This is a genomic window from Pedobacter sandarakinus (genome assembly GCF_026240095.1).
GTDB lineage: Bacteria > Bacteroidota > Bacteroidia > Sphingobacteriales > Sphingobacteriaceae > Pedobacter > Pedobacter sandarakinus.
The window spans coordinates 292,568-312,013 of the sequence record NZ_JAPIVG010000002.1 but is presented as its reverse complement, the minus strand read 5'-3'; the positions used below and the strand labels follow the sequence as shown (position 1 = coordinate 312,013).

Sequence of the window (19,446 nt, the reverse complement as noted above, 5' to 3'; positions counted from 1 at the left end):
TAATCATCACCAGGTACATTATAATTTCTGTCGAGGCAAATCTTTTATATTTAGTCCAAAATGAATAGTCGTGATCTTGATTAGGCATATCTGTTTTGCAAAACCAAATGTAAACAATATCCAGTTATTTTTTTGGTTTATAGGTGGTAATCTGCTTAGCCATACCCTTAAAAAGCACCAAGTGAAAAGGCCACATGGCATACCAATATATTCTTCCTAGAAGACCATGCGGCCTGAAAGTGGCAACCTGTGATAAAAATGCTTTTCCATGGAAGTTGATAAGTTTAAGTTCGAGCCAAGCCTCTCCAGGGACCTTCATTTCAGCATATAAAAGCAAACGCTTGTTTTTTTTATCAGCAAGTAATACTCGCCAGAAGTCTAACACGTCGCCAGCCTGGATATTGGTGTTACTTGTTCTTCCTCTCCTGGTACCAACACCACCAAACATCTTATCTAAGAAGCCCCTTAATTGCCAAAGCCAATCCATATAGTACCAACCCCTGTTGCCACCGATACTCCAAATATTATCAAACACTTCCTCGGCTTTCCTCTCGAAAGGCATTCTAACCTTGTACTCGAGTGTGCCATTTTGCGGAACCTTTATCTGATCCATAAAATCTGTTTGAAGATAACCTCTGTTTAGCGCATCTTTCCAGCTTGACACAATTGAATTCTGATCAATCTTTTCGAATGCCAGATGCAGTGCTTCTGCATAGGTAAGACATGTTCTGGGAACCACTTGCTTAATTCGATCATCTTTACATACCACCTCATTCTTCATGCTATCAACCAAACTCTTTGCTAAAGAGTAAGGAACGGGTGTTATCATATTTAGCCAAAGGGATGAGAGGCGTGGAGTTAAAACAGGTACCGTTATTATCCAGCGTTTTAGCTTTCGTTCATCAGCATAACCTTGCAACATTTCCCGATATGTTAAAATATCAGGTCCACCGATATCAAATGTTTGCGCTAAGGCTTGCTGATGGCCAAGCACTCCAATTAAATAAGCCAATACATCTCTAATGCCAATAGGTTGACACCTAGTGTTGACCCATTTGGGTGCTACCATAACCGGAATTTTTTCCGTTAAGTCTCTTATAATCTCGAACGATGCACTTCCCGAACCGATAATAATTGCAGCACGAAGAATAGTACATGGTATGTTTGACGATTTGAGCTCCTCCTCAACGGCTAACCTTGATCCGAGGTGCTTAGATAAATGTTGATCATTGGCAATTCCTGTTAGGTATATAACTTGCTTACAAGATGTTAGCTTAAGTGCTTGTGCAAAATTGCTCGCCGATTTTCGCTCCATATCAGAAAAGCCACTATCGCTAGCCGACATGGAGTGCACCAGATAATAGGCAGCCTCTATATCTGCGGGGATTTCATCAAGTGAGTCTCTGTTTAGTAAGTCACCTGATATAACTGTGATTTTCTCAATCAGATCTGACTCAGCAACAAATCGACGCTTATCCCTAACCATGCAGACAACCTCGTGGTTTTGTTCGAGAAGTAAAGGTAATAGCCTCGTACCTATATAACCATTGGCACCTGTTAACAGAATTTTCATATCAGCTTTCTTTGGTTTATTAACAGATGAACAGCTTATTTGTTAGCTGGTAAACTTAGTTTCATAAATGCTTATAAACAACTAATTATAGTTCTTTAAGTCATATAACAGTAAAACAATTATACTCGAAAAAATTGTTAGGGCAACAAAATGGCATTTATTTCGTGATAATTAGAATTCACACCAAACATCCCATTAATGAGAAAATACCATTTTAGCTTCTGCTTAGGCGCATTAGTATTAATCATTTTCACGAGCACAAGCTGGAAACCCATAGACAGCAGGCCTCAAATACAACAAGAGTTAACACCTTACGTAGATAGCCTATACCATAACTACATGAAAGATATTTATTTAACGGCTGATTTGGATTCGGCAGGTTTAGGGGAAGATGTATTTGAAAAAGCCCTAACAGGTTTTTACAACTTGAAGTCAATGGGGACTGTAAATCAAAAATCTATTTTAACAATAGCAGACTTTGACCAGGAGAGTGCCAAAAAGCGTCTATACATCATCGACATCGATCAGAAAAAATTATTGCTAAATACTTGGGTAGCACATGGTCAAAATAGTGGCGGCGATAAGCCAAATCACTTTTCTAATACTATAAATTCAAATCAAAGCAGTTTAGGCTTCTACCTAACGGGAGAAATTTATTATGGAAAGCATGGAAAATCTCTTAAACTAGATGGCATGGATGCAGGCTTTAATAATAATGCGAGGGCGAGGGCAATTGTGGTTCATGGGGCAGATTATGTCTGTCAGCAAACCATCGATCAACTGGGTCGGTTAGGGAGAAGCCAGGGTTGCCCCGCGGTGTCTTCAAACCTTGCCGAAAAAGTAATTGCCACTATTGCAGAGAAGACAGTACTTTTTATTAATAAATCTGAAGAAAGCTACAAATCAAAGTTCTTAAATGAAAGTTTGGCAGCTGTTGAGGCCTTAAGCCAGCAAGATATTCTTGCTTCCCAATTAGACTGATAGAGATATAAAGTTTTTTTATCTAAGGAATTTTTCGCTATTTTTAGAAGACAAACAAATCACTCTATTTTTTATACGTCCCAGTTAATGCTCGGCTATGAAAAATTTGTGGTTTTTGTTCATTGTTACGTTTAACAGCGCCGCCTTCTCGCAGTATAATTCTGGTGCTAAGCTTACCGGAATGGGTTATTCAGGCACAGCGGTACAAGACCCTTGGGTAGCACAATTTAACCCTGCCGGCATTACTTTTTTAACTAAGCCGGCTCTATCGCTAAGTTACGCCAAACATCTTTTCAGTAATGAAGTAAGCAGTCAAGGCGTGGCAGTTGTTGTTCCGATTGATGATAACGTTGTTGGTCTTAATTTTCAGCGTTACGGCTTTTCAGCATATCGAGAAAACAAAATTGGCTTAACCTATGCCAGGAAATTTGGGCCACACCTCTCTTTCGGACTAAATACAAATTACCAGGAGATCAGTATTCCTAACTACGGAACTACAAATGGATTTTCTGTTGATTTTGGAGCCCAATACAAATTCAATAAATACTTTATTCTAGGGGCAAATATCAACAATCTTGCTCGTCAGAAATATGCAAACAATGATATTGATGACATCATCCCCACCTGTTTTAGTATAGGTCTAAGCTATCATGCGTCTGACAAAGTCTTAATCGCAACGACTGTTGTAAAAGAATTAAATCAGTTGATAAACGTGCAAGTTGGACTAGATTATAAGCTTATTGAACTGTTTAGTTTAAGGGGCGGTATAAATGCTAGACCTTTTAAGCAGTTTGCCGGCTTCGGTATTTATTATAAGAAGTTTATGGTAGATATGGCAACAATCTACGACGCTAATCTTGGTTATGCACCTCAAATCTCATTGGGTTATGCGTTTTAAAGTAATTATCACTCTACTTATGCTGCTTGGGTTAGTAGTTAATGCCCAACAAAAGTTAAAAGATGTTGACTTACGTGATATTCTGGAAAGTATGGCTGAGACTTTGCCAGACGACTATGACATAACTGAATTGGTAGATGTTCTCAATCGCTACCGCAAACATCCGATAAACCTCAATAAAACCTCACCAGAAGAATTAAAAACCCTAATTTTCCTTTCGCCGTTGCAAATCAGCAATTTCTTCAATTACACTCAAGAAAATGGCAAATTCATAGATGTATTAGAACTCCAATCTATTAATGGTTTTGATCCAAACACCGTAGAATTATTAATTCCGTTTGTTACGGTAAACCCGATATCGGGATATGAGAAATTAAATGCTAAAAACCTTTTAAAGTTTGGAGAGAATGATGTTTTTCTTCGCTTTGCACAGGTTGTAGAACAACAAAAGGGATTTACGGATTTGCCTGGCAATAGGTATTTAGGAACTCCGCAACGCCTACAATCCCGGTATAGATATCATTACGGCTCTATTTTTTCTGCTGCCCTAACCCTGGATAAAGATGCCGGAGAAAAATCTACGTCAATTGATTTTCTTTCGGGAAATGTTGCCCTATTTAAATTAGGAACTATCAAAAAATTCGTTGTCGGAGATTACACCATGCAATTTGGTCAGGGCTTAACACTTTGGTCGGGGTTTTCATTTGGCAAAGCCCCCGATGTTACTAGTGTTGCCAAGAAAGATTTAGGTTTGAGACCCTACACCTCGGCCAACGAATATTCCTTTTTTAGGGGAGCTGCAAGCACAGTGCAAATCTTGAAGAATATCGATTTAACAGGATTTATATCCTTTCGGAAATTGGATGCAAGTCAGGATCAAAGCTCAGATGGAAGTTTGAAACAATCTACTATAAACCAAACCGGCTTGCACCGTACACCAACAGAAATCGAAAACAAGGATGCACTAAAGCAAGATATATACGGCGCTGTAATACAATACAACAATAATGATATTGCAATCGGAACCATTGCTTACAGAAGCAAATACGGCAATGAGTTTATTCCACAGGCAGCCCCTTATGATCAGTTTAGCTTTACAGGAAATAAACTTACAAACCTTGGCGTCTTTTACAACTACACTTATAAGAATATTTACACTTTTGGCGAGTTTGCAAAAAGTTTAGGAACTGGAATGGCAAGTGTTAATGGTGCATTGATAAGTCTTTCGCCCATAGTTTCTGCCGCAATCACCTACCGAAATTATGCAGAAAACTATCACAGCTTTTTTAATCAGGCCGTTTCAGAAGCCAGTGAAGCAATCAATGAAAAGGGATTCTATACTGGCTTAAATATCATACCGAATAAGCGCTGGTCTCTATCTTTTTATGCAGATTATTTCCGATTTCCATGGTTAAAGTACCGTGTGGATGCTCCATCAAAAGGTTACGAACTGTTAGCACAATTGGCTTACACGCCTACAAAAACTTTTAAGGTTTTGGGCAGATTCAAAAAGGAAACCAAACAGCAAAACACCGATTTGGAAGAGCCTATTTATTTTTTAGACGATGTAACGCGAAGTAATTATCGTTGCGAAGTAAGTTGGCAGATCAATAAGATCTGGAGCTTTCAAAACCGATTAGAGGTATCGCAATTTAAAAAGGGTGATGCTAACAATGAGTTTGGATATTTAGTCTATCAGGATATTGATTATTCACCAATGTTCTCTAAAATAACCGGTAATATAAGAATTGCGTATTTTTCAACAGCTAGCTATAACAGTAGAATATATGCTTATGAGGATGACGTGTTATATAGTTTTGCATTCGGTATGTACAGTGGAAAGGGTTTCAGAACTTATATCAACACTAAATTGAGCATAGCAAAAAGACTAAATTTATGGTGTAGATATGCCATGTTCTACTACCGAAACGTAGAAACTGTTGGTACGTACCTTGATGAAATCCAAGGCAATAAGAAAAGTGAGCTCAAAATTCAGTTAAGGTATCAGTTTTAAAATGTTTAAAACAGAGGTTGTTTTTGCAAGAATATTGGCGCCATTCATTTTTGGTATTGGCTTCGCCTATTATTTTGCGAGCAAAAATTTACTATGGGTTGCTGCTGCTTTTGTTTTCATATTGTTTTTTCTAGTGATAGTTAGCAATCTTTGGTATAAGAAATTAAAGGCTTATCGCAGTAAGGGAATATTAGGTATATCCATTTTAATATGCTTCTGCTCCCTTGGTGTTTTCTTGGTGATATTGAATAATGAGCAACTCAAGTCTACTTATTTTGGTAACCAAAATTTTAGCGCATTAAAAATTTACGTTAACGATGAACCTCAAATAAGTGGAGATATCGTTCGTTTTAAAGCCAGGGTAACAGCCGGGTACAATCATAAAAGAACTACGAAACTTACAGGGCAGTTGCTTGTTGCACTTAAGTTAGATAGTACGCGAAATTATAAAGTGGCCTATGGGGATGAATTTATTATGGTGTCTAAACATCTTTCGATAGACCCTCCATTCAACCCTGCAGAATTCGATTTCAAGCATTGGTTAGCTGCACAAAATATTTATCGCCAAACCTTCATCAACTCCAGCCAGATTATAGAAACTAGACGCAACGTAGGAAACAGCCTGGTAAAATTTGCAATTAATTCGAGAAAAAAACAAGTCAGCGCCTTCAAGAAAAACATTGTTAATCCAGAGGCTTTCGCAGTGGCATCAACTTTAATATTAGGCTATCGGGCAGATTTAAGTCAAGAAACCTTAAATGCATATTCCAAAACAGGAACTATCCATGCTTTATCCGTTTCTGGAAGTCATGTCGCCATCATCTTTTTCATTTTAGATTATTTACTAAAATTTATGGATAGGAAAAGGCGCCTTAAAATCGTAAAATTTATTCTTATCTGTTGTTTAATTTGGGCTTATGCTTTAATTACGGGCCTGTCTCCGTCTGTTGTTCGATCTGCGATAATGATTATGATTTTTATCGCTGGTAAGACATTTGCGAGAAATAAAAACAGTTACAATACGCTCGCCTTTGCAGCCTTCTGCCAATTGGTGTACAATCCATTTCTGCTTTGGGATGTTGGTTTTCAACTATCATATCTTTCGGTTTTTGGACTAATTTATTTACAGCCAAAAATTTATAACTGGGTTTACGTAAAGAATAGTTGGCTAGATAAGATCTGGTCACTCATTGCGCTATCTACCGCGGCGCAGGTCATCACGTTTCCACTATCAATATATTATTTCCACCAATTTCCAATGTATTTTCTGTTGGGGAACCTCTTTATTTCTATTCCGTTAATACTGATCATGGTGATTGGTATGCTCACACTCATTCCCTTCCTATCGTGGCTTTCCCCAACTTTAGAATGGATTATAAAATTTACAAACCTGATTTTAAAGTGGATCGCCGATCTTCCTTTCGCAACTGTGTCATCCATCTATATCAATTTGTTGCAACTTGCATTGCTTTCGTTGGCTTTAGGCATATTTATCTACGCACTCGCTTATTATAAACGATATTTGCTTTTGATTTCAGTAGTTCTTTATCTCGCTTATAGTTGCCTAATAGAATACGGCAATTGGAGTGCATTTCATCAGCGTAAGATAATCTTCTTTAGTCTTAGGAAGAACTATGCAGCAGCATTTATGTCGGGTACGAGAACCATTTTGATTACAGATTTGAAAACCACAGATAGAAGCTATCAATTTTTCATCGCACCCGCACTCGCACAAAGTCAGATTCGTGATGTTAAATTAATCACACTCGCAGAAGATAAACAACATGGGGATTTTACGAAGAACGGGCGTCAAATTATATTTAACAAGTATAAAATACTGATTATAGACAGTTCGTTAAATTATAAGATTATGCATGGCCGGGCTAGATTCGATGCAATATGGCTTACAGGCAATACCAAATTTAACATCAATGGTGGGGCAAAAGATATGACCTATTCCAATATCTTAATTGATGCAACCAACAACGATTACAAAATTGCCGCCTTTAAAAAATTCGCTGAAATTAATCGAATTCCCTTTCATATTTTAAAGAAAAATCCTGCATATTTGGTTCAATTTAGAAATAGCCAAATTTTAAAATAAGAAGGATCTATACACGTAAATGTGGATAGGGCTATTCGATTAATCAAATACGAAGAACCTGATGGAAAATTTAGTGCAATATGAGGTGGAGAATAGAATTGCAACCATAACATTAAACCGCCCCGAAAAACGAAATGCACTTAACCCCTCACTTATTAAAGCCTTAACTGAAAATTTTATCCTTGCAGAAGAAGATGACAAGGTCAAAGTTGTGGTATTGAAAGCCAATGGCGGTTCTTTTAGTGCTGGGGCAGACCTAGAATACTTACAACAACTACAAAATAATTCCTTTGAGGAAAATGTTGCCGACTCAAATTTGTTGAAAAAACTTTTCACAACAATATACTATTTACCAAAAATAGTAATTGCCCAGGTTGAAGGCCATGCGATTGCAGGCGGTTGTGGTTTGGCCACAATATGCGACTTTGTGTATGCTACACCTGAAAGTAAGTTCGGCTATACCGAAGTAAAAATCGGCTTTGTACCAGCAATTGTTTCATGCTTTTTAATGCAAAAGGTAAATGAAACCATTGCCAAAGAAATTCTACTCACTGGTAAAGTGTTTTCTGCTACAGAGGCCTTGAATTATAATTTGATAAATTTTGTAACAAATTCAACAGAAATTAATCTCACAGTTAAAGAATTTGCATTAAGTTTGTGTAGAGAAAGCTCAGGAAATTCCTTGATGATTACAAAGCAATTAATCGGTCAAACTGTAAATCCTTTATTAGAGAAAAAGTTAGAAACCGCAGTACAAATAAATGCCCGGGTAAGAGAAAGTAACGACTTTAAACGCGGTATAGCATCATTTCTAAACAAAGAACAAATCAACTGGTAAAAAACTAAACAGAAATAAATCATGTTCAAATCAATCAAAACAGGTGTGTTAGCCTTTATTTTAGTAGGTACTGCCGTTATCGCGCATGCGCAAAAGAAAATAGCAGAGGGAACAATTACTTATGGGCTGGAATATAAGTTAACTGATGAGCAGAAAGCTGCAATGGGTGGTCAAGAACCTCCTTCAGAGCTTAAAGTCAAATTTAATAATGGTTTAACCAGAATTGAGATGGAACAAGGACCTGCATTAATTGGTATTGTTTCCGATAATAATGATAAAACGGGCTTGCTTTTAATCGATGTGCCTATTGCACAGAAACAGTTTGCTGTAAAACAATCTAAAGAAGATATAGAGAAGGCAATGGGAACGCTACCTAAATATTCAGATTTCAAAGCTACAGGAGAGAAACAAACTTTAGGTGGTTACAATGCAGAAAAGTTCACATTTAAAGACGATAAAGGTGCTTCACACGAACTTTGGGCAACGAAAGATGTGGAATTACCAAACGTAGGTTCTCAGAATTACTTTCCTGGTTTAGCTGCTTTTCCGGTAAAATATACGTTAACACAAAGAGGCATCGAAACTACCACTACTCTGAAAGCAATTTCAGAAGGCAAAGTTGGTACAATTTCTAAAGATGTACCAACAGGTTACGAGGTGGTAACTATGGATGAATTAATGAAAATGCAAGGTGGTGGCGAATAGTTAACCGCAAATGCTTTAACATAAGGCTTTTTAACCGCCGGCTTTTTATTAAATTAGCCCGAAAGTTAAAAAGCTTTTTTTATGAACTAACTTTATTATGATTAAAAACTTATTCATCAAATTATCATTTGCATGTATTGTTTCTTTTTTAGCAATAAATGCAAAAGCACAAAATGTAAACTGGGCAGAAGATGGCAATGGATACTACCAAGTTGCAAGTGGCGAGGTAGTTTTAGTTACGCTTCCAAAAAGCGAACGAAAAACTGTTATATCTAGTGCATTACTTACACCATCAGGAAAAGGGGCACCAATCGCCGTAAGGAGTTTTCAATTTTCAAAAGATGGTAAAAAAGCACTTATCTATACCAATAGTAAAAAAGTTTGGCGTTACGACACTCGTGGCGACTATTGGCTGGCAGATTTAGCCACGAATAAAATTACGCAAATTGGCAAAGATAAGCCCGAATCATCTTTGATGTTTGCCAAGATATCTCCAGATGGCACTAAAGTGGCGTATGTTAGTCAGCATAATTTGTATGTAGAAAATATTGACGGCAGCGCGGGCAAAGCCCTAACTACAGATGGAACAGACCGGATGATCAATGGAACATTCGACTGGGTTTACGAAGAAGAGTTCGATTGTAGGGATGGTTTTAGATGGAGCCCTGACAGTAAAACAATTGCGTACTGGCAAATTGATGCAACTAAGATCAAAAATTTCCTGATGATCAATAATACCGATTCGATCTACCCTTATACCATTCCGGTAGAATACCCCAAAGTTGGCGAAAACCCTTCGGCCTGCAAAGTTGGCGTGGTAGATGTAGCTACAGCAAAAACCAATTGGTTAAATATTCCCGGCGATAATGTTCAGCATTATATTCCACGGATGCAGTGGGTTCCGAATAGCAACGAAATTATTTTACAGCAACTTAACCGCGAGCAAAATGAAAGCAAGGTGTTTATTTGCAATGCTAGCACAGGAACAGCTAAAGCCATATATTCAGAAGCGGCAAAAGCATGGATAGACGCTCAAAACGATTGGAAGTGGCTTGCAGATAATAAAGAATTCACCATCCTATCTGACAAAGATGGTTGGAACCACCTCTACAGGATCAGCCGCGATGGCAAAAAAACAACGCTGGTTACGAAGGGCGATTATGATGTAATCGATGTTAAACTAATTGATGAAAAAAATAATTATGTCTATTTCCTAGCTTCGCCGAATAATGCCACCCAAAAATACTTGTATAAAACCAAGTTAGATGGTAAAGGAAAGCTAGAATTGGTTACTCCCGCCACCTTACTTCCGGGCACACATAACTACGACATTTCACCAAGTGCTGCATTCGCCCGCCATAGCTACAACAGCGCTTTGGTACGGCCAATTACCGAGTGGATGAACTTTGCTACTGGAAATCCTTTTACAATGGATGGTAGCATCACCAATCAACTGGCTAAGCAACCTGCACCGAAAAACAAAGTTGAATTTTTCAAGGTAACCACAGAAGACGGTATAGAAATGGATGGTTGGATGAAAAAACCAGATAATTTTAATCCAGATAAAAAGTACCCTGTGGTATTTTACGTGTATGGCGAACCGGCCTCTCCTACTGCTTCAGACACTTATGGTGCTGGCATTAATTTCTTATATGCTGGCGACATGGCTAAAGATGGCTACATCTACATTTCTATGGATAATCGTGGTGCCCCTGTTCCAAAGGGTGCAAATTGGCGCAAAAGCATTTATAAAAACATTGGGGTAATTAATATCCGCGACCAGGCCATGGCTGCGAAAAAATTATTGGCCACCAATAGTTTTATGGATAAAGATCGTGTAGCTGTTTGGGGCTGGAGTGGTGGCGGTTCTTCTACTCTTAACCTGTTATTTCAATATCCCGAAATATACAAAACTGGCATTTCCATCGCTGCGGTTGGCAATCAGCTTACCTACGATAACATTTATCAAGAGCGTTACATGGGCACACCATTTCCCAGCAAAGAAGCATACGTGAAGGGCTCGCCGGTTACTTATGCCAAAAATTTACAAGGCAACCTACTTTACATTCATGGCACGGGAGATGATAATGTTCACTACCAAAATGCTGAAATGCTTATCAATGAATTGATTAAAAACAAGAAAGTTTTCCAGTTGATGAGTTATCCAAATCGTACGCACAGCATCTCTGAGGGCGCTGGTACCAGCGAACATTTGTCACTCACCTACACTAAATTTTTAAAAGACAACTGCCCTCCTGGTGCCAGATAACCTCAACTAATTTAGAAAAGCAATTACAGCGGGGATTCGGTTTCGATAGCCCCGCTTTTTATTTCAACCTTTTTGGTCGTGTTGCTGCTGCATTTCCTCTAAGTGCAACAAAAAGGGTTTTCATTTCAATCGGGTTTAGGTGGGTTAGTCTATGCTCCTATTTAGTGCCAGCTTACAGGTGGCAGATTAAGTTATGTTATTAAATGCAATGTAGTTAGCGCAACGCTTATTGCAATTCCAAAACTCAATAGGGTTCCAATTAATACATATTCTGTCAATCTTAGATCGTGCGCCTCTTTTAAATCGCCAAAGCGGAAGATCGATTTAGCAGCTAATAAAAATCCTACCGCTTCAAAATGATTGGTAAGGATAAATACAAAAATGAGCACCCGTTCTAAAATACCAATGTATTTTCCAGCGTTCTGCAACGATTTCGGACTATCATTATCGCTTTCTGGTAGCCATTTTGCAATAATTACTTTCATTATAATGGAAGTTGGCATCGATAAAAACACAACACCAGAGATTAATATCCAAGTATTGATCTCGTCGAACAAACTTATGTTTATGTAGCCTTTATAAAAAATATGCCAAACTAATACCAAAGAGGCAATGTGCATCACCTGGTCTATAAAAAAGAATAATCTTGCCGTCCGCTTGCGTTGCAACATTAACTTTAATACATCAATAGCCAAATGAAAAACACCTATTAGCAACGCCATCTTCCAAACGTTAAAACTCCAGAAGATGGCAAAAACTAAAATAATATGTACCAGCACATGTAAGTATAGTTTACCCGACTTTAATTTACGATGTTCTTTTTCCTTTACCCAACTTGTTGGTTGGAGAAAGAAATCGCCAATCAAATGTGCTACAATTAGCTTAACCAGGTAAATTTCCATTATCTAAAATTAATTTTTCTAATTTTTTCCGATAAAGCTTATCCATTTCTATAATCTCTGCGTATCTAGCACGTTTTAATGCTTCACTAACAGACGATTGTGTTCGCCCAGAAATGGCTGCTAATTCACTCTGAACTGCATTTTCATTTTCTAAGGCTAGTTTAACCATTTCTGATGCTACTATTCCCCAACTATCCATCGCAATTAAGGCAAGTTTTATCAGCACATTCATTTCTTCATCAAAATCAGTCCAATTGGTTTTTATAGCTAAATTCACTTTTGCTTGTTTTAGGCTATCAAATGCACTCCCCGAATTGACAAATGCATCCCCGCTAGATTCAGATAATTTTTTCCTTACACTTTTAACCTCACCAATTCCGATAGCCATTCTAACATCAGCCGGTCTGTGTAGTCTTATACAGGCTTTTAAATATGCAGCAGCTCTTAAGGCATCCGCTAACGGTACTTCTACCTGGAAACTATCTCCACGGTAAATCTCCCACTTATTATTTGATGTAGCAACCCATTTTAAAGCATTTTTCAAGCTTTGCAGCCAAATATCTTCAACCTTTCTTGAGCCTACTATGTCTCCGGTAATGATACAAATCATAACACAATATAGTGCATTTTATCTAAATATAAAAAATTATCGGGTAATTAGCCGATATTTTCAATTATCGGGTAATTACCCGATATTTCAGATTATCGGGTATTTAGCCGATATTGAACAAAAACTAATGGCTTAATTTGTTGTTAAGTATCTATGGCATTAATAGAATTTACTAAGAGAGGTATTTATTGCAAACAAGGCGATTTTTATGTCGACCCTTGGTGGCCAGTAGATTATGCGGTAACTACACACGGACACGCAGATCATGTGCGTTTTGGAAACAAATACTACCTTTGCCATACCTTAACAAAACCAATAATTAAACGCCGTATAAGCGAAGATTTAAATGTAGAAACACTTAATTATGGCGAAAGTATTGTCAGGAATGGTGTAGATATATCTTTCTATCCTGCAGGCCACATCATTGGGTCGGCCCAGGTAAGGCTAGAATATAAAGGTGAAATTTGTGTCATATCTGGAGATTACAAAACAGAAGATGATGGAATAAGTGATGTATTTGAGCCTGTTAAATGCCACTCTTTCGTATCAGAAAGTACTTTCGGATTACCTGTGTATAAATGGCAAAGGCAAAATATTGTGTTTGATAAGATCAAAAGCTGGGTAAATAACAATATAGCCGACCAAAAAACGAGTGTGTTAATTGCTTACAGCCTAGGAAAGGCACAAAGATTAATTAAAAATCTGGCTGGCGATGTTCCAATTTATGTGCACAATAGCATAGCTAATCTGAATGAAGTCATTATAGATGCAGGTGTTGCTTTACCTCAAACCATCCGCATAACGCCAGAAACCACAAAAGACGAATTACAAAAGGGTATTGCAATTGTTCCACCGGCCATGCGAGACAGTCGCTGGATTAAAAACCTCTCCCACCCGGTTACAGGCATCTGCTCTGGCTGGATGCAAGTAAGAGCGCACCGGCGCTGGCAAAGCGCAGATGCAGGTTTTGCATTAAGCGATCATGCCGATTGGCCAGGCCTAATGGATGCTATTACCGCAACTGGAGCAGAAAAAGTGTATGTAACCCATGGCTTTACCGCTGCATTTAGCCGCTTTCTAAACGATAATGGTATCGAATCGGAGGAAGTTATGACCAAATTTGGACAGGAAGACGATGAGGAAAACAAAGTTGACCTGGCAACATCTGAAAACAATCCAGAACCAGAAAGCACGAAACAAATATGAAACGCTTTGCAAAACTGATTCAAAAGCTTGAATTGAGCAACAAAACCAATGATAAAATTGCGGCGTTGGTAGATTATTTTAATTATGCCAATGATAAAGATAAAGTTTGGGTGATTGCATTGTTTACGGGTAAAAAGCCAAAAAGACCAATAAAATCTGCATTGATAAAATATTGGGCCATAGCCATTACCGAAACACCAGAATGGCTATTTGCCGAAAGCCATGCCAACGTTGGCGATTTGAGCGAAACCATTGCATTGCTATTGCCACCCGCAGAAAACACATCAGACTTACAATTGCACCAGTGGATCGAAGATTTGCACAGTCTGGAAGGCAAAGATGATGAAACAAAGAAAGCGTTCATCATAAACGCATGGAATAGGCTAGAAACCCAAGAAAGATTTATTTTCAACAAGTTAATATCTGGTAACTTTAGAATCGGTGTATCCAACAAAATGCTTGTAAATGCTTTGGCCAAGCAAAGTAATTTAGATAGCGCACAAATAATGCACAGCATTATGGGCAAATGGGATCCATATGAAATTACTTTTAATGAGCTTATAAATGGTATCCATGTTAATACCGATAATTCTTGGCCCTACCCTTTCTGTTTGGCTTATGCATTAGAACAAGAAACAGAGAAATTAGGTGAGATTGCAGAATGGCAGGCAGAATGGAAATGGGATGGAATACGCGGACAAATTGTTAAACGGAATGGCGAATTGTTTATCTGGTCTAGAGGTGAAGAACTGGTAACCGAACAATTTCCTGAATTGCATTTTTTAATTGATGTTTTACCAGATGGTGTAGTATTGGATGGGGAAATACTGGCAGTTTTAAACAAGCAAGTATTATCATTTAGCACCTTACAGCAACGCTTAAACAGGAAAACCATTAGTAAAAAACAACTTGAAGATGCGCCTATTGGCTTTTTTGTTTACGACATTTTAGAGTTCGAAGGCAATGATTTTAGGGAACAACCACTCTCTAAACGCAGGGAGGTACTGCAGAACCTCATTGGCAATTTAGCTGAAAGTGCTGTAATGCTATCGCCTGTTATAGAATGTAATACATGGGCCGAGTTAGCGGCACTTAGGCAAACGGCCAGAAGCATAAACAGCGAAGGTATTATGCTTAAAAAACTAAGCTCCCATTATCACAGCGGCAGAAAACGCGGCGACTGGTGGAAGTGGAAAATTAATCCCTACACGGTTGATGCTGTAATGATTTATGCCCAAAAAGGAAGTGGGCGAAGGGCGAACTTCTTTACAGATTATACTTTTGCAGTACGAGATGGAGAAAACCTGGTTACCGTTGCAAAGGCCTATTCAGGCTTAACAGATAAAGAGATAAAGGAAGTAAATAGCTTCGTTACCAGGAACGCTATCGAAAAATTTGGCCCAGTACGTACCGTAAAGCCAGAGCTGGTCTTCGAGATTGCGTTTGAAGGGATAGCAGAAAGTAAGCGACATAAAGCTGGGTTAGCCCTACGTTTTCCCAGAATTTTACGTTGGAGAAAGGACAAAAAAGCTGCTGAAATTAATACCCTGGAAGATTTACGACAGTTACTTGCTTCGACTTTTATCAACGAAGTTTAAATAAAACGATTGTTTTGATTGCAAAGGACAATGATATTTCATCGTATCTGCATGTTGAAATATAAATCAACTACACGCTGTTTATTTTAGGTAGGTTTACTTAACAGCATTAAACCCGACAGACGCGGAAATAACCCGATTTTTCTTCGGGTATTGTAGCAAATGGCGGGAGTATCGCAACCGAAGACTTGCTGAAATTGCTTTCCAAAAAAATTATAATATCAAATGGATCAAACGAAAACCAAAGGCTATAAAAAAATTAAGCAATGGCTTAAAGCTAATGGGCGTACGCCATTTAAATTCCAGGAAGATGCCTGGCAAAATTATTTGAACGGCTATAGCGGATTAGTTAACGCTCCGACAGGATTTGGAAAAACCTTCTCGCTTTTTTTGGCAGTAGCAATAGAAGCAATAAATGCATCGGCTGCCAACAACAAAAAAGCAAAAGATCGACTTCAATTAATTTGGATTACACCGCTGCGATCATTGGCCAAGGATGTAGCAAGAGCCATGCGAGAAACGTTGGCAGAGCTGGATTTAGACTGGCATGTAGGTGTCAGAAATGGTGATACCTCGCAAGCAGAGAAGCTGCAACAAAAAAAGTCAATGCCGGAAATTTTGCTTATTACACCTGAAAGCTTGCATCTTTTATTAGCACAGAAAGGATCATCGACACTATTTAAAAACCTAAAATGCATTGTTGCCGACGAATGGCACGAGCTTTTAGGTAGCAAACGTGGTGTATTGGTTGAACTTGCAGTATCAAGAATAAAAGGTTTACAGAAAGTTGAGAAAGAACAGCTTCTGCGGGTTTGGGGAATTTCTGCCACTATTGGTAATATAGAAGAGGCTTTGGAGGTACTGGAACCAAATGCCGAAGCCAAACGGATTATTGTGCGGGCAGACCTGGAGAAAAAAATTGAGATCAGGTCTATTATTCCTGATGATATTGAAACCCTACCGTGGGCCGGGCATTTAGGCCTTAAGTTGGCTTATAAACTTCTGCCTATTATTGCAAAAAGCAAGACTACCCTCATCTTTATAAATACACGCGGCCAATCGGAAATGTGGTATCAACATCTCCTTAATCTAGAACCTGAGTTGGCAGGGAGAATTGCAATCCATCATGGGTCGATAGATTTTGAACTTAGAAACTGGATTGAAGATGCGCTACATACTGGTCAGTTAAAAGCAGTGATTGCAACCTCATCATTAGATTTAGGCGTAGATTTTAAACCTGTAGATACTGTTGTCCAAGTTGGTTCGCCAAAAGGTGTTGCCAGATTTTTGCAACGTGCGGGCCGTTCGGGGCACTCGCCACATGAAGTTTCCAAAATCTATTTCTTACCAACCCACGCACTTGAATTAGTTGAAGCTGCCGCCATTAAGGAGGCTGCAAAAACCAACAATATAGAAAGCAGAGAGCCTTTTATTATGGTGTTTGATACCTTGGTTCAGTATTTGGTAACCTTGGCTATTGGAGATGGTTTCGATGATAAAGTTATTTATGAAGAGATAAAAAACACCCACGCATTTAAACTTATATTGCCCGAAGAATGGACGTGGGTAATGCAATTTATAACATCTGGCGGAGATAGCCTAGGCGCCTATAGTGAGTTTAAGAAAGTTACCAAGGATGAAGATGGACTTTGGAAAGTTAAAAGCAGGCAATTGGCAATGCGACATAGACTTCATATCGGAACCATAGTGAGTGATGCCATGCTGAAAGTGAAGTTCCTATCGGGGGGCTATATTGGGATGGTTGAAGAGTATTTCGTTACTCGTTTAAAAGCTGGAGATAATTTTAGATTAGCCGGCAGGGTGTTGGAGTTTATCCATGTAAAAGATATGACGGTTATTGTGCGAAATAGCAAGCAGAAAAATGCCATATCGCCAAGTTGGAACGGTGGAAGATTGCCCTTGTCATCTAATTTAGGTTCTGTTTTGCGAAAGAAATACAATGAAGCTTTAGATAAAACACACCAGGATGAAGAGTTAGATTCCGTTTATCCGCTTTTCTTATTGCAAAAACACCGATCTCATGTACCGAGAAACGATGAATTGTTAATCGAACTCATTAATAACAAGGAGGGATTTCACCTATTTGCCTATCCTTTTGAAGGACGTTTGGTTCATGAAGTCTTGGCTGCACTCGTGGCGTACAGATTAAGTAAACTTTTGCCCATTAGCTTTTCTATTGCCATGAACGATTACGGATTTGAACTGTTGAGTGAAACTGAAATCCCTATGGATGAGTCTATTGCTTATGAAGTTTTTTCTCCAAATAATTTAACTGAAGATATTACTTTGAGTATTAATTCAACTGAAATGGCCAGGCGAAAATTTCGGGATATTGCGTGTATATCTGGTCTGGTTTTTCAAGGCTATCCCGGAAAATATGTCGCTAACAAACATCTGCAGTCATCGGCAGGTTTATTTTTTAATGTTTTTAGTGATTATGATAAACATAATTTACTTTTGCGGCAGTCCTATGATGAGGTTTTCTATCAACAATTGGAAGAACCAAGGTTGGCAGCAGCTTTAGACCGAATTCAACATGGAGCGGTAGTGATTACCTATCCAAAAAGCTTTACGCCGCTCTCTTTCCCAATTAAAGTGGATAGTTTGCGTGAAAACATGAGTTCGGAGGAATTGGAACAGCGAATTGCTAGAATGAAAGCGGAATCAGAGAAAGTTAAATAATTAGAATAATCGTTGGCGTTGGAGATTTGGAATATTTGTTTGCCACATCGCCCATAGCACCGGTTGCAGCAAGTTAATACCAATTTATATTGATGACAATAACAAGCCATGGTGAAGAACTGATTTTAGATAAAGAAAGGGCGCTATATTTACCACAACATGGATTATTAGCCATAAGCGACCTTCATTTAGGCAAGACTGCTCATTTTAGATCAGCGGGTGTACAGGTGCCTGCTACCTTGGCTCAAAACGATTTACAAAGGTTAAGTTTGTTGATTTCAAAATATAAACCAAGTACACTTTTGATTAATGGGGATATGTTCCATCACGGATTGAACACAGATATCGATGAATTCGCGATTTGGAGGAAACAGTACCAACAACTAGAATTGTTATTAGTTAAAGGCAATCACGATCGCCTTGCACGTGCAGATTACGCCAGTATGGGCATATCAATTCACGAACCAAGCTTCTGTTTAGGACCTTTTTGCTTTATACACGATGCACCTCAATGTACCGAGGAAGAGTTATATCCCATAAGCGGGCACATCCATCCAGGTGTAACTATAGTGGGCAAGGCAAAACAGCGCCTTAAATTTCCATGCTTCTTTTTTGGCAAAGCATATGCTGTTCTACCTGCCTTTAGCACGTTTACCGGACTTTACAACATCTATCCAAAAAGCAATGAACAAATCTATGCCATTACCCCGAACCATGTTGTAGCGGTTTAATTACGAAAATGAAGCAATAATTTCTTTTAGTTGAGCAGCCTGCAAAACCCCACTTTGGCGCCAGACCTGCTTGCCATTTTTAAAAAGCATTAAGGTAGGAACACTCTTCACTTGATAAGCTGTTGCCGCTGCCTGATTTTTATCTATATCGACTTTGATAATATTAACAGCTGATCCTACTTGTGATTTTAACTGGGTTAGTATAGGTTTCATCATCTGACAAGGCCCACACCATTCGGCGAAAAAATCTACTAAAACGGGCTTTTCGCCATTAATCAATTCTGAAAATTTTGCCATGATATTTTTTTATTAAA

General features: G+C 38.4%; 15 protein-coding genes. 11 read left to right on the top strand and 4 right to left on the bottom strand.

The genetic code is table 11. From position 1 onward, the window contains the following. Positions 1–124 precede the first annotated feature (124 nt). Positions 125–1,573: an SDR family oxidoreductase gene (locus OQ268_RS06940; protein WP_265855388.1), complete on the bottom strand. Its 1,449-nt coding sequence runs from the start codon at positions 1,571–1,573 to the stop codon at positions 125–127. A 198-nt stretch (positions 1,574–1,771) separates the two neighbouring features. On the opposite strand from OQ268_RS06940, the gene OQ268_RS06935 reads away from it, so the two are divergent. From OQ268_RS06935 to OQ268_RS06905, 7 genes are all read left to right on the top strand, one after another. Further along, positions 1,772–2,554, top strand: coding sequence for a murein L,D-transpeptidase catalytic domain family protein (locus OQ268_RS06935; RefSeq protein WP_265855387.1), 783 nt, complete (start codon positions 1,772–1,774; stop codon positions 2,552–2,554). 97 nt (positions 2,555–2,651) lie between these two features. Further along, a complete protein-coding gene (locus OQ268_RS06930) occupies positions 2,652–3,452 on the top strand; it encodes a PorV/PorQ family protein (RefSeq protein ID WP_265855386.1) in 801 nt (266 codons plus the stop codon). Then, complete coding sequence (locus tag OQ268_RS06925; protein ID WP_265855385.1) at positions 3,442–5,466, top strand: helix-hairpin-helix domain-containing protein; 2,025 nt, start codon at positions 3,442–3,444, stop codon at positions 5,464–5,466. The genes OQ268_RS06930 and OQ268_RS06925 overlap by 11 nt, the downstream gene beginning before the upstream one ends. A gap of 1 nt (position 5,467) precedes the next feature. Next, positions 5,468–7,570: a ComEC/Rec2 family competence protein gene (locus OQ268_RS06920; protein ID WP_265855384.1), complete on the top strand. Its 2,103-nt coding sequence runs from the start codon at positions 5,468–5,470 to the stop codon at positions 7,568–7,570. Positions 7,571–7,631: 61 nt separating this feature from the next. Continuing rightward, positions 7,632–8,408, top strand: a complete 777-nt coding sequence (locus OQ268_RS06915; RefSeq protein ID WP_265855383.1) for an enoyl-CoA hydratase/isomerase family protein — start codon at positions 7,632–7,634, stop codon at positions 8,406–8,408. 21 nt (positions 8,409–8,429) lie between these two features. Next, positions 8,430–9,113 carry a hypothetical protein gene (locus OQ268_RS06910; RefSeq protein WP_265855382.1) on the top strand — a complete coding sequence of 228 codons (684 nt, stop codon included), beginning with the start codon at positions 8,430–8,432 and terminating at the stop codon, positions 9,111–9,113. 97 nt (positions 9,114–9,210) lie between these two features. Next, positions 9,211–11,382, top strand: coding sequence for a S9 family peptidase (locus OQ268_RS06905; RefSeq protein ID WP_265855381.1), 2,172 nt, complete (start codon positions 9,211–9,213; stop codon positions 11,380–11,382). 191 nt (positions 11,383–11,573) lie between these two features. Here the strand turns inward: OQ268_RS06905 and OQ268_RS06900 are convergent, their stop codons facing one another. Together OQ268_RS06900 and OQ268_RS06895 are read right to left on the bottom strand one after the other, a co-directional pair. After that, positions 11,574–12,284: a DUF3307 domain-containing protein gene (locus OQ268_RS06900; protein WP_265855380.1), complete on the bottom strand. Its 711-nt coding sequence runs from the start codon at positions 12,282–12,284 to the stop codon at positions 11,574–11,576. After that, positions 12,265–12,894: a hypothetical protein gene (locus OQ268_RS06895; protein WP_265855379.1), complete on the bottom strand. Its 630-nt coding sequence runs from the start codon at positions 12,892–12,894 to the stop codon at positions 12,265–12,267. The genes OQ268_RS06900 and OQ268_RS06895 overlap by 20 nt, the downstream gene beginning before the upstream one ends. Positions 12,895–13,047: 153 nt before the next feature. Here OQ268_RS06895 and OQ268_RS06890 point away from each other — a divergent pair, with 153 nt between their 5' ends. The 4 genes from OQ268_RS06890 to pdeM all read left to right on the top strand — a co-directional run bounded on the left by OQ268_RS06890 (position 13,048) and on the right by pdeM (position 19,132). Continuing rightward, complete coding sequence (locus OQ268_RS06890; protein WP_265855378.1) at positions 13,048–14,100, top strand: ligase-associated DNA damage response exonuclease; 1,053 nt, start codon at positions 13,048–13,050, stop codon at positions 14,098–14,100. Beyond that, positions 14,097–15,698 (top strand): ATP-dependent DNA ligase, encoded by a 1,602-nt coding sequence (locus OQ268_RS06885; protein WP_265855377.1) that lies wholly within the window; start codon positions 14,097–14,099, stop codon positions 15,696–15,698. Before OQ268_RS06890 ends, OQ268_RS06885 begins: the two co-directional genes overlap by 4 nt. Before the next feature lie 225 nt (positions 15,699–15,923). Then, complete coding sequence (locus OQ268_RS06880) at positions 15,924–18,401, top strand: ligase-associated DNA damage response DEXH box helicase (protein WP_265855376.1); 2,478 nt, start codon at positions 15,924–15,926, stop codon at positions 18,399–18,401. Positions 18,402–18,493: 92 nt separating this feature from the next. After that, entirely contained in the window at positions 18,494–19,132 is a 639-nt protein-coding gene (pdeM, locus tag OQ268_RS06875; protein WP_265855375.1) for a ligase-associated DNA damage response endonuclease PdeM, read from the top strand. On the opposite strand, the gene trxA is transcribed toward pdeM, so the two are convergent. Further along, complete coding sequence (trxA, locus tag OQ268_RS06870) at positions 19,133–19,429, bottom strand: thioredoxin (protein WP_265855374.1); 297 nt, start codon at positions 19,427–19,429, stop codon at positions 19,133–19,135. Between the last annotated feature and the right edge of the window lie 17 nt (positions 19,430–19,446).

Bases quoted from the DNA above. Each gene is read 5' to 3' on its own strand.
- OQ268_RS06930 (WP_265855386.1), top strand. From the start codon at position 2,652: ATGAAAAATTTGTGGTTTTTGTTCATTGTTACGTTTAACAGCGCCGCC.
- OQ268_RS06935 (WP_265855387.1), top strand. From the start codon at position 1,772: ATGAGAAAATACCATTTTAGCTTCTGCTTAGGCGCATTAGTATTAATC.
- pdeM (WP_265855375.1), top strand. From the start codon at position 18,494: ATGACAATAACAAGCCATGGTGAAGAACTGATTTTAGATAAAGAAAGG.
- OQ268_RS06905 (WP_265855381.1), top strand. From the start codon at position 9,211: ATGATTAAAAACTTATTCATCAAATTATCATTTGCATGTATTGTTTCT.
- trxA (WP_265855374.1), bottom strand. From the start codon at position 19,429: ATGGCAAAATTTTCAGAATTGATTAATGGCGAAAAGCCCGTTTTAGTA.
- OQ268_RS06880 (WP_265855376.1), top strand. From the start codon at position 15,924: ATGGATCAAACGAAAACCAAAGGCTATAAAAAAATTAAGCAATGGCTT.
- OQ268_RS06895 (WP_265855379.1), bottom strand. From the start codon at position 12,894: ATGATTTGTATCATTACCGGAGACATAGTAGGCTCAAGAAAGGTTGAA.
- OQ268_RS06915 (WP_265855383.1), top strand. From the start codon at position 7,632: ATGGAAAATTTAGTGCAATATGAGGTGGAGAATAGAATTGCAACCATA.
- OQ268_RS06885 (WP_265855377.1), top strand. From the start codon at position 14,097: ATGAAACGCTTTGCAAAACTGATTCAAAAGCTTGAATTGAGCAACAAA.
- OQ268_RS06940 (WP_265855388.1), bottom strand. From the start codon at position 1,573: ATGAAAATTCTGTTAACAGGTGCCAATGGTTATATAGGTACGAGGCTA.
- OQ268_RS06920 (WP_265855384.1), top strand. From the start codon at position 5,468: ATGTTTAAAACAGAGGTTGTTTTTGCAAGAATATTGGCGCCATTCATT.
- OQ268_RS06900 (WP_265855380.1), bottom strand. From the start codon at position 12,284: ATGGAAATTTACCTGGTTAAGCTAATTGTAGCACATTTGATTGGCGAT.
- OQ268_RS06925 (WP_265855385.1), top strand. From the start codon at position 3,442: ATGCGTTTTAAAGTAATTATCACTCTACTTATGCTGCTTGGGTTAGTA.
- OQ268_RS06890 (WP_265855378.1), top strand. From the start codon at position 13,048: ATGGCATTAATAGAATTTACTAAGAGAGGTATTTATTGCAAACAAGGC.
- OQ268_RS06910 (WP_265855382.1), top strand. From the start codon at position 8,430: ATGTTCAAATCAATCAAAACAGGTGTGTTAGCCTTTATTTTAGTAGGT.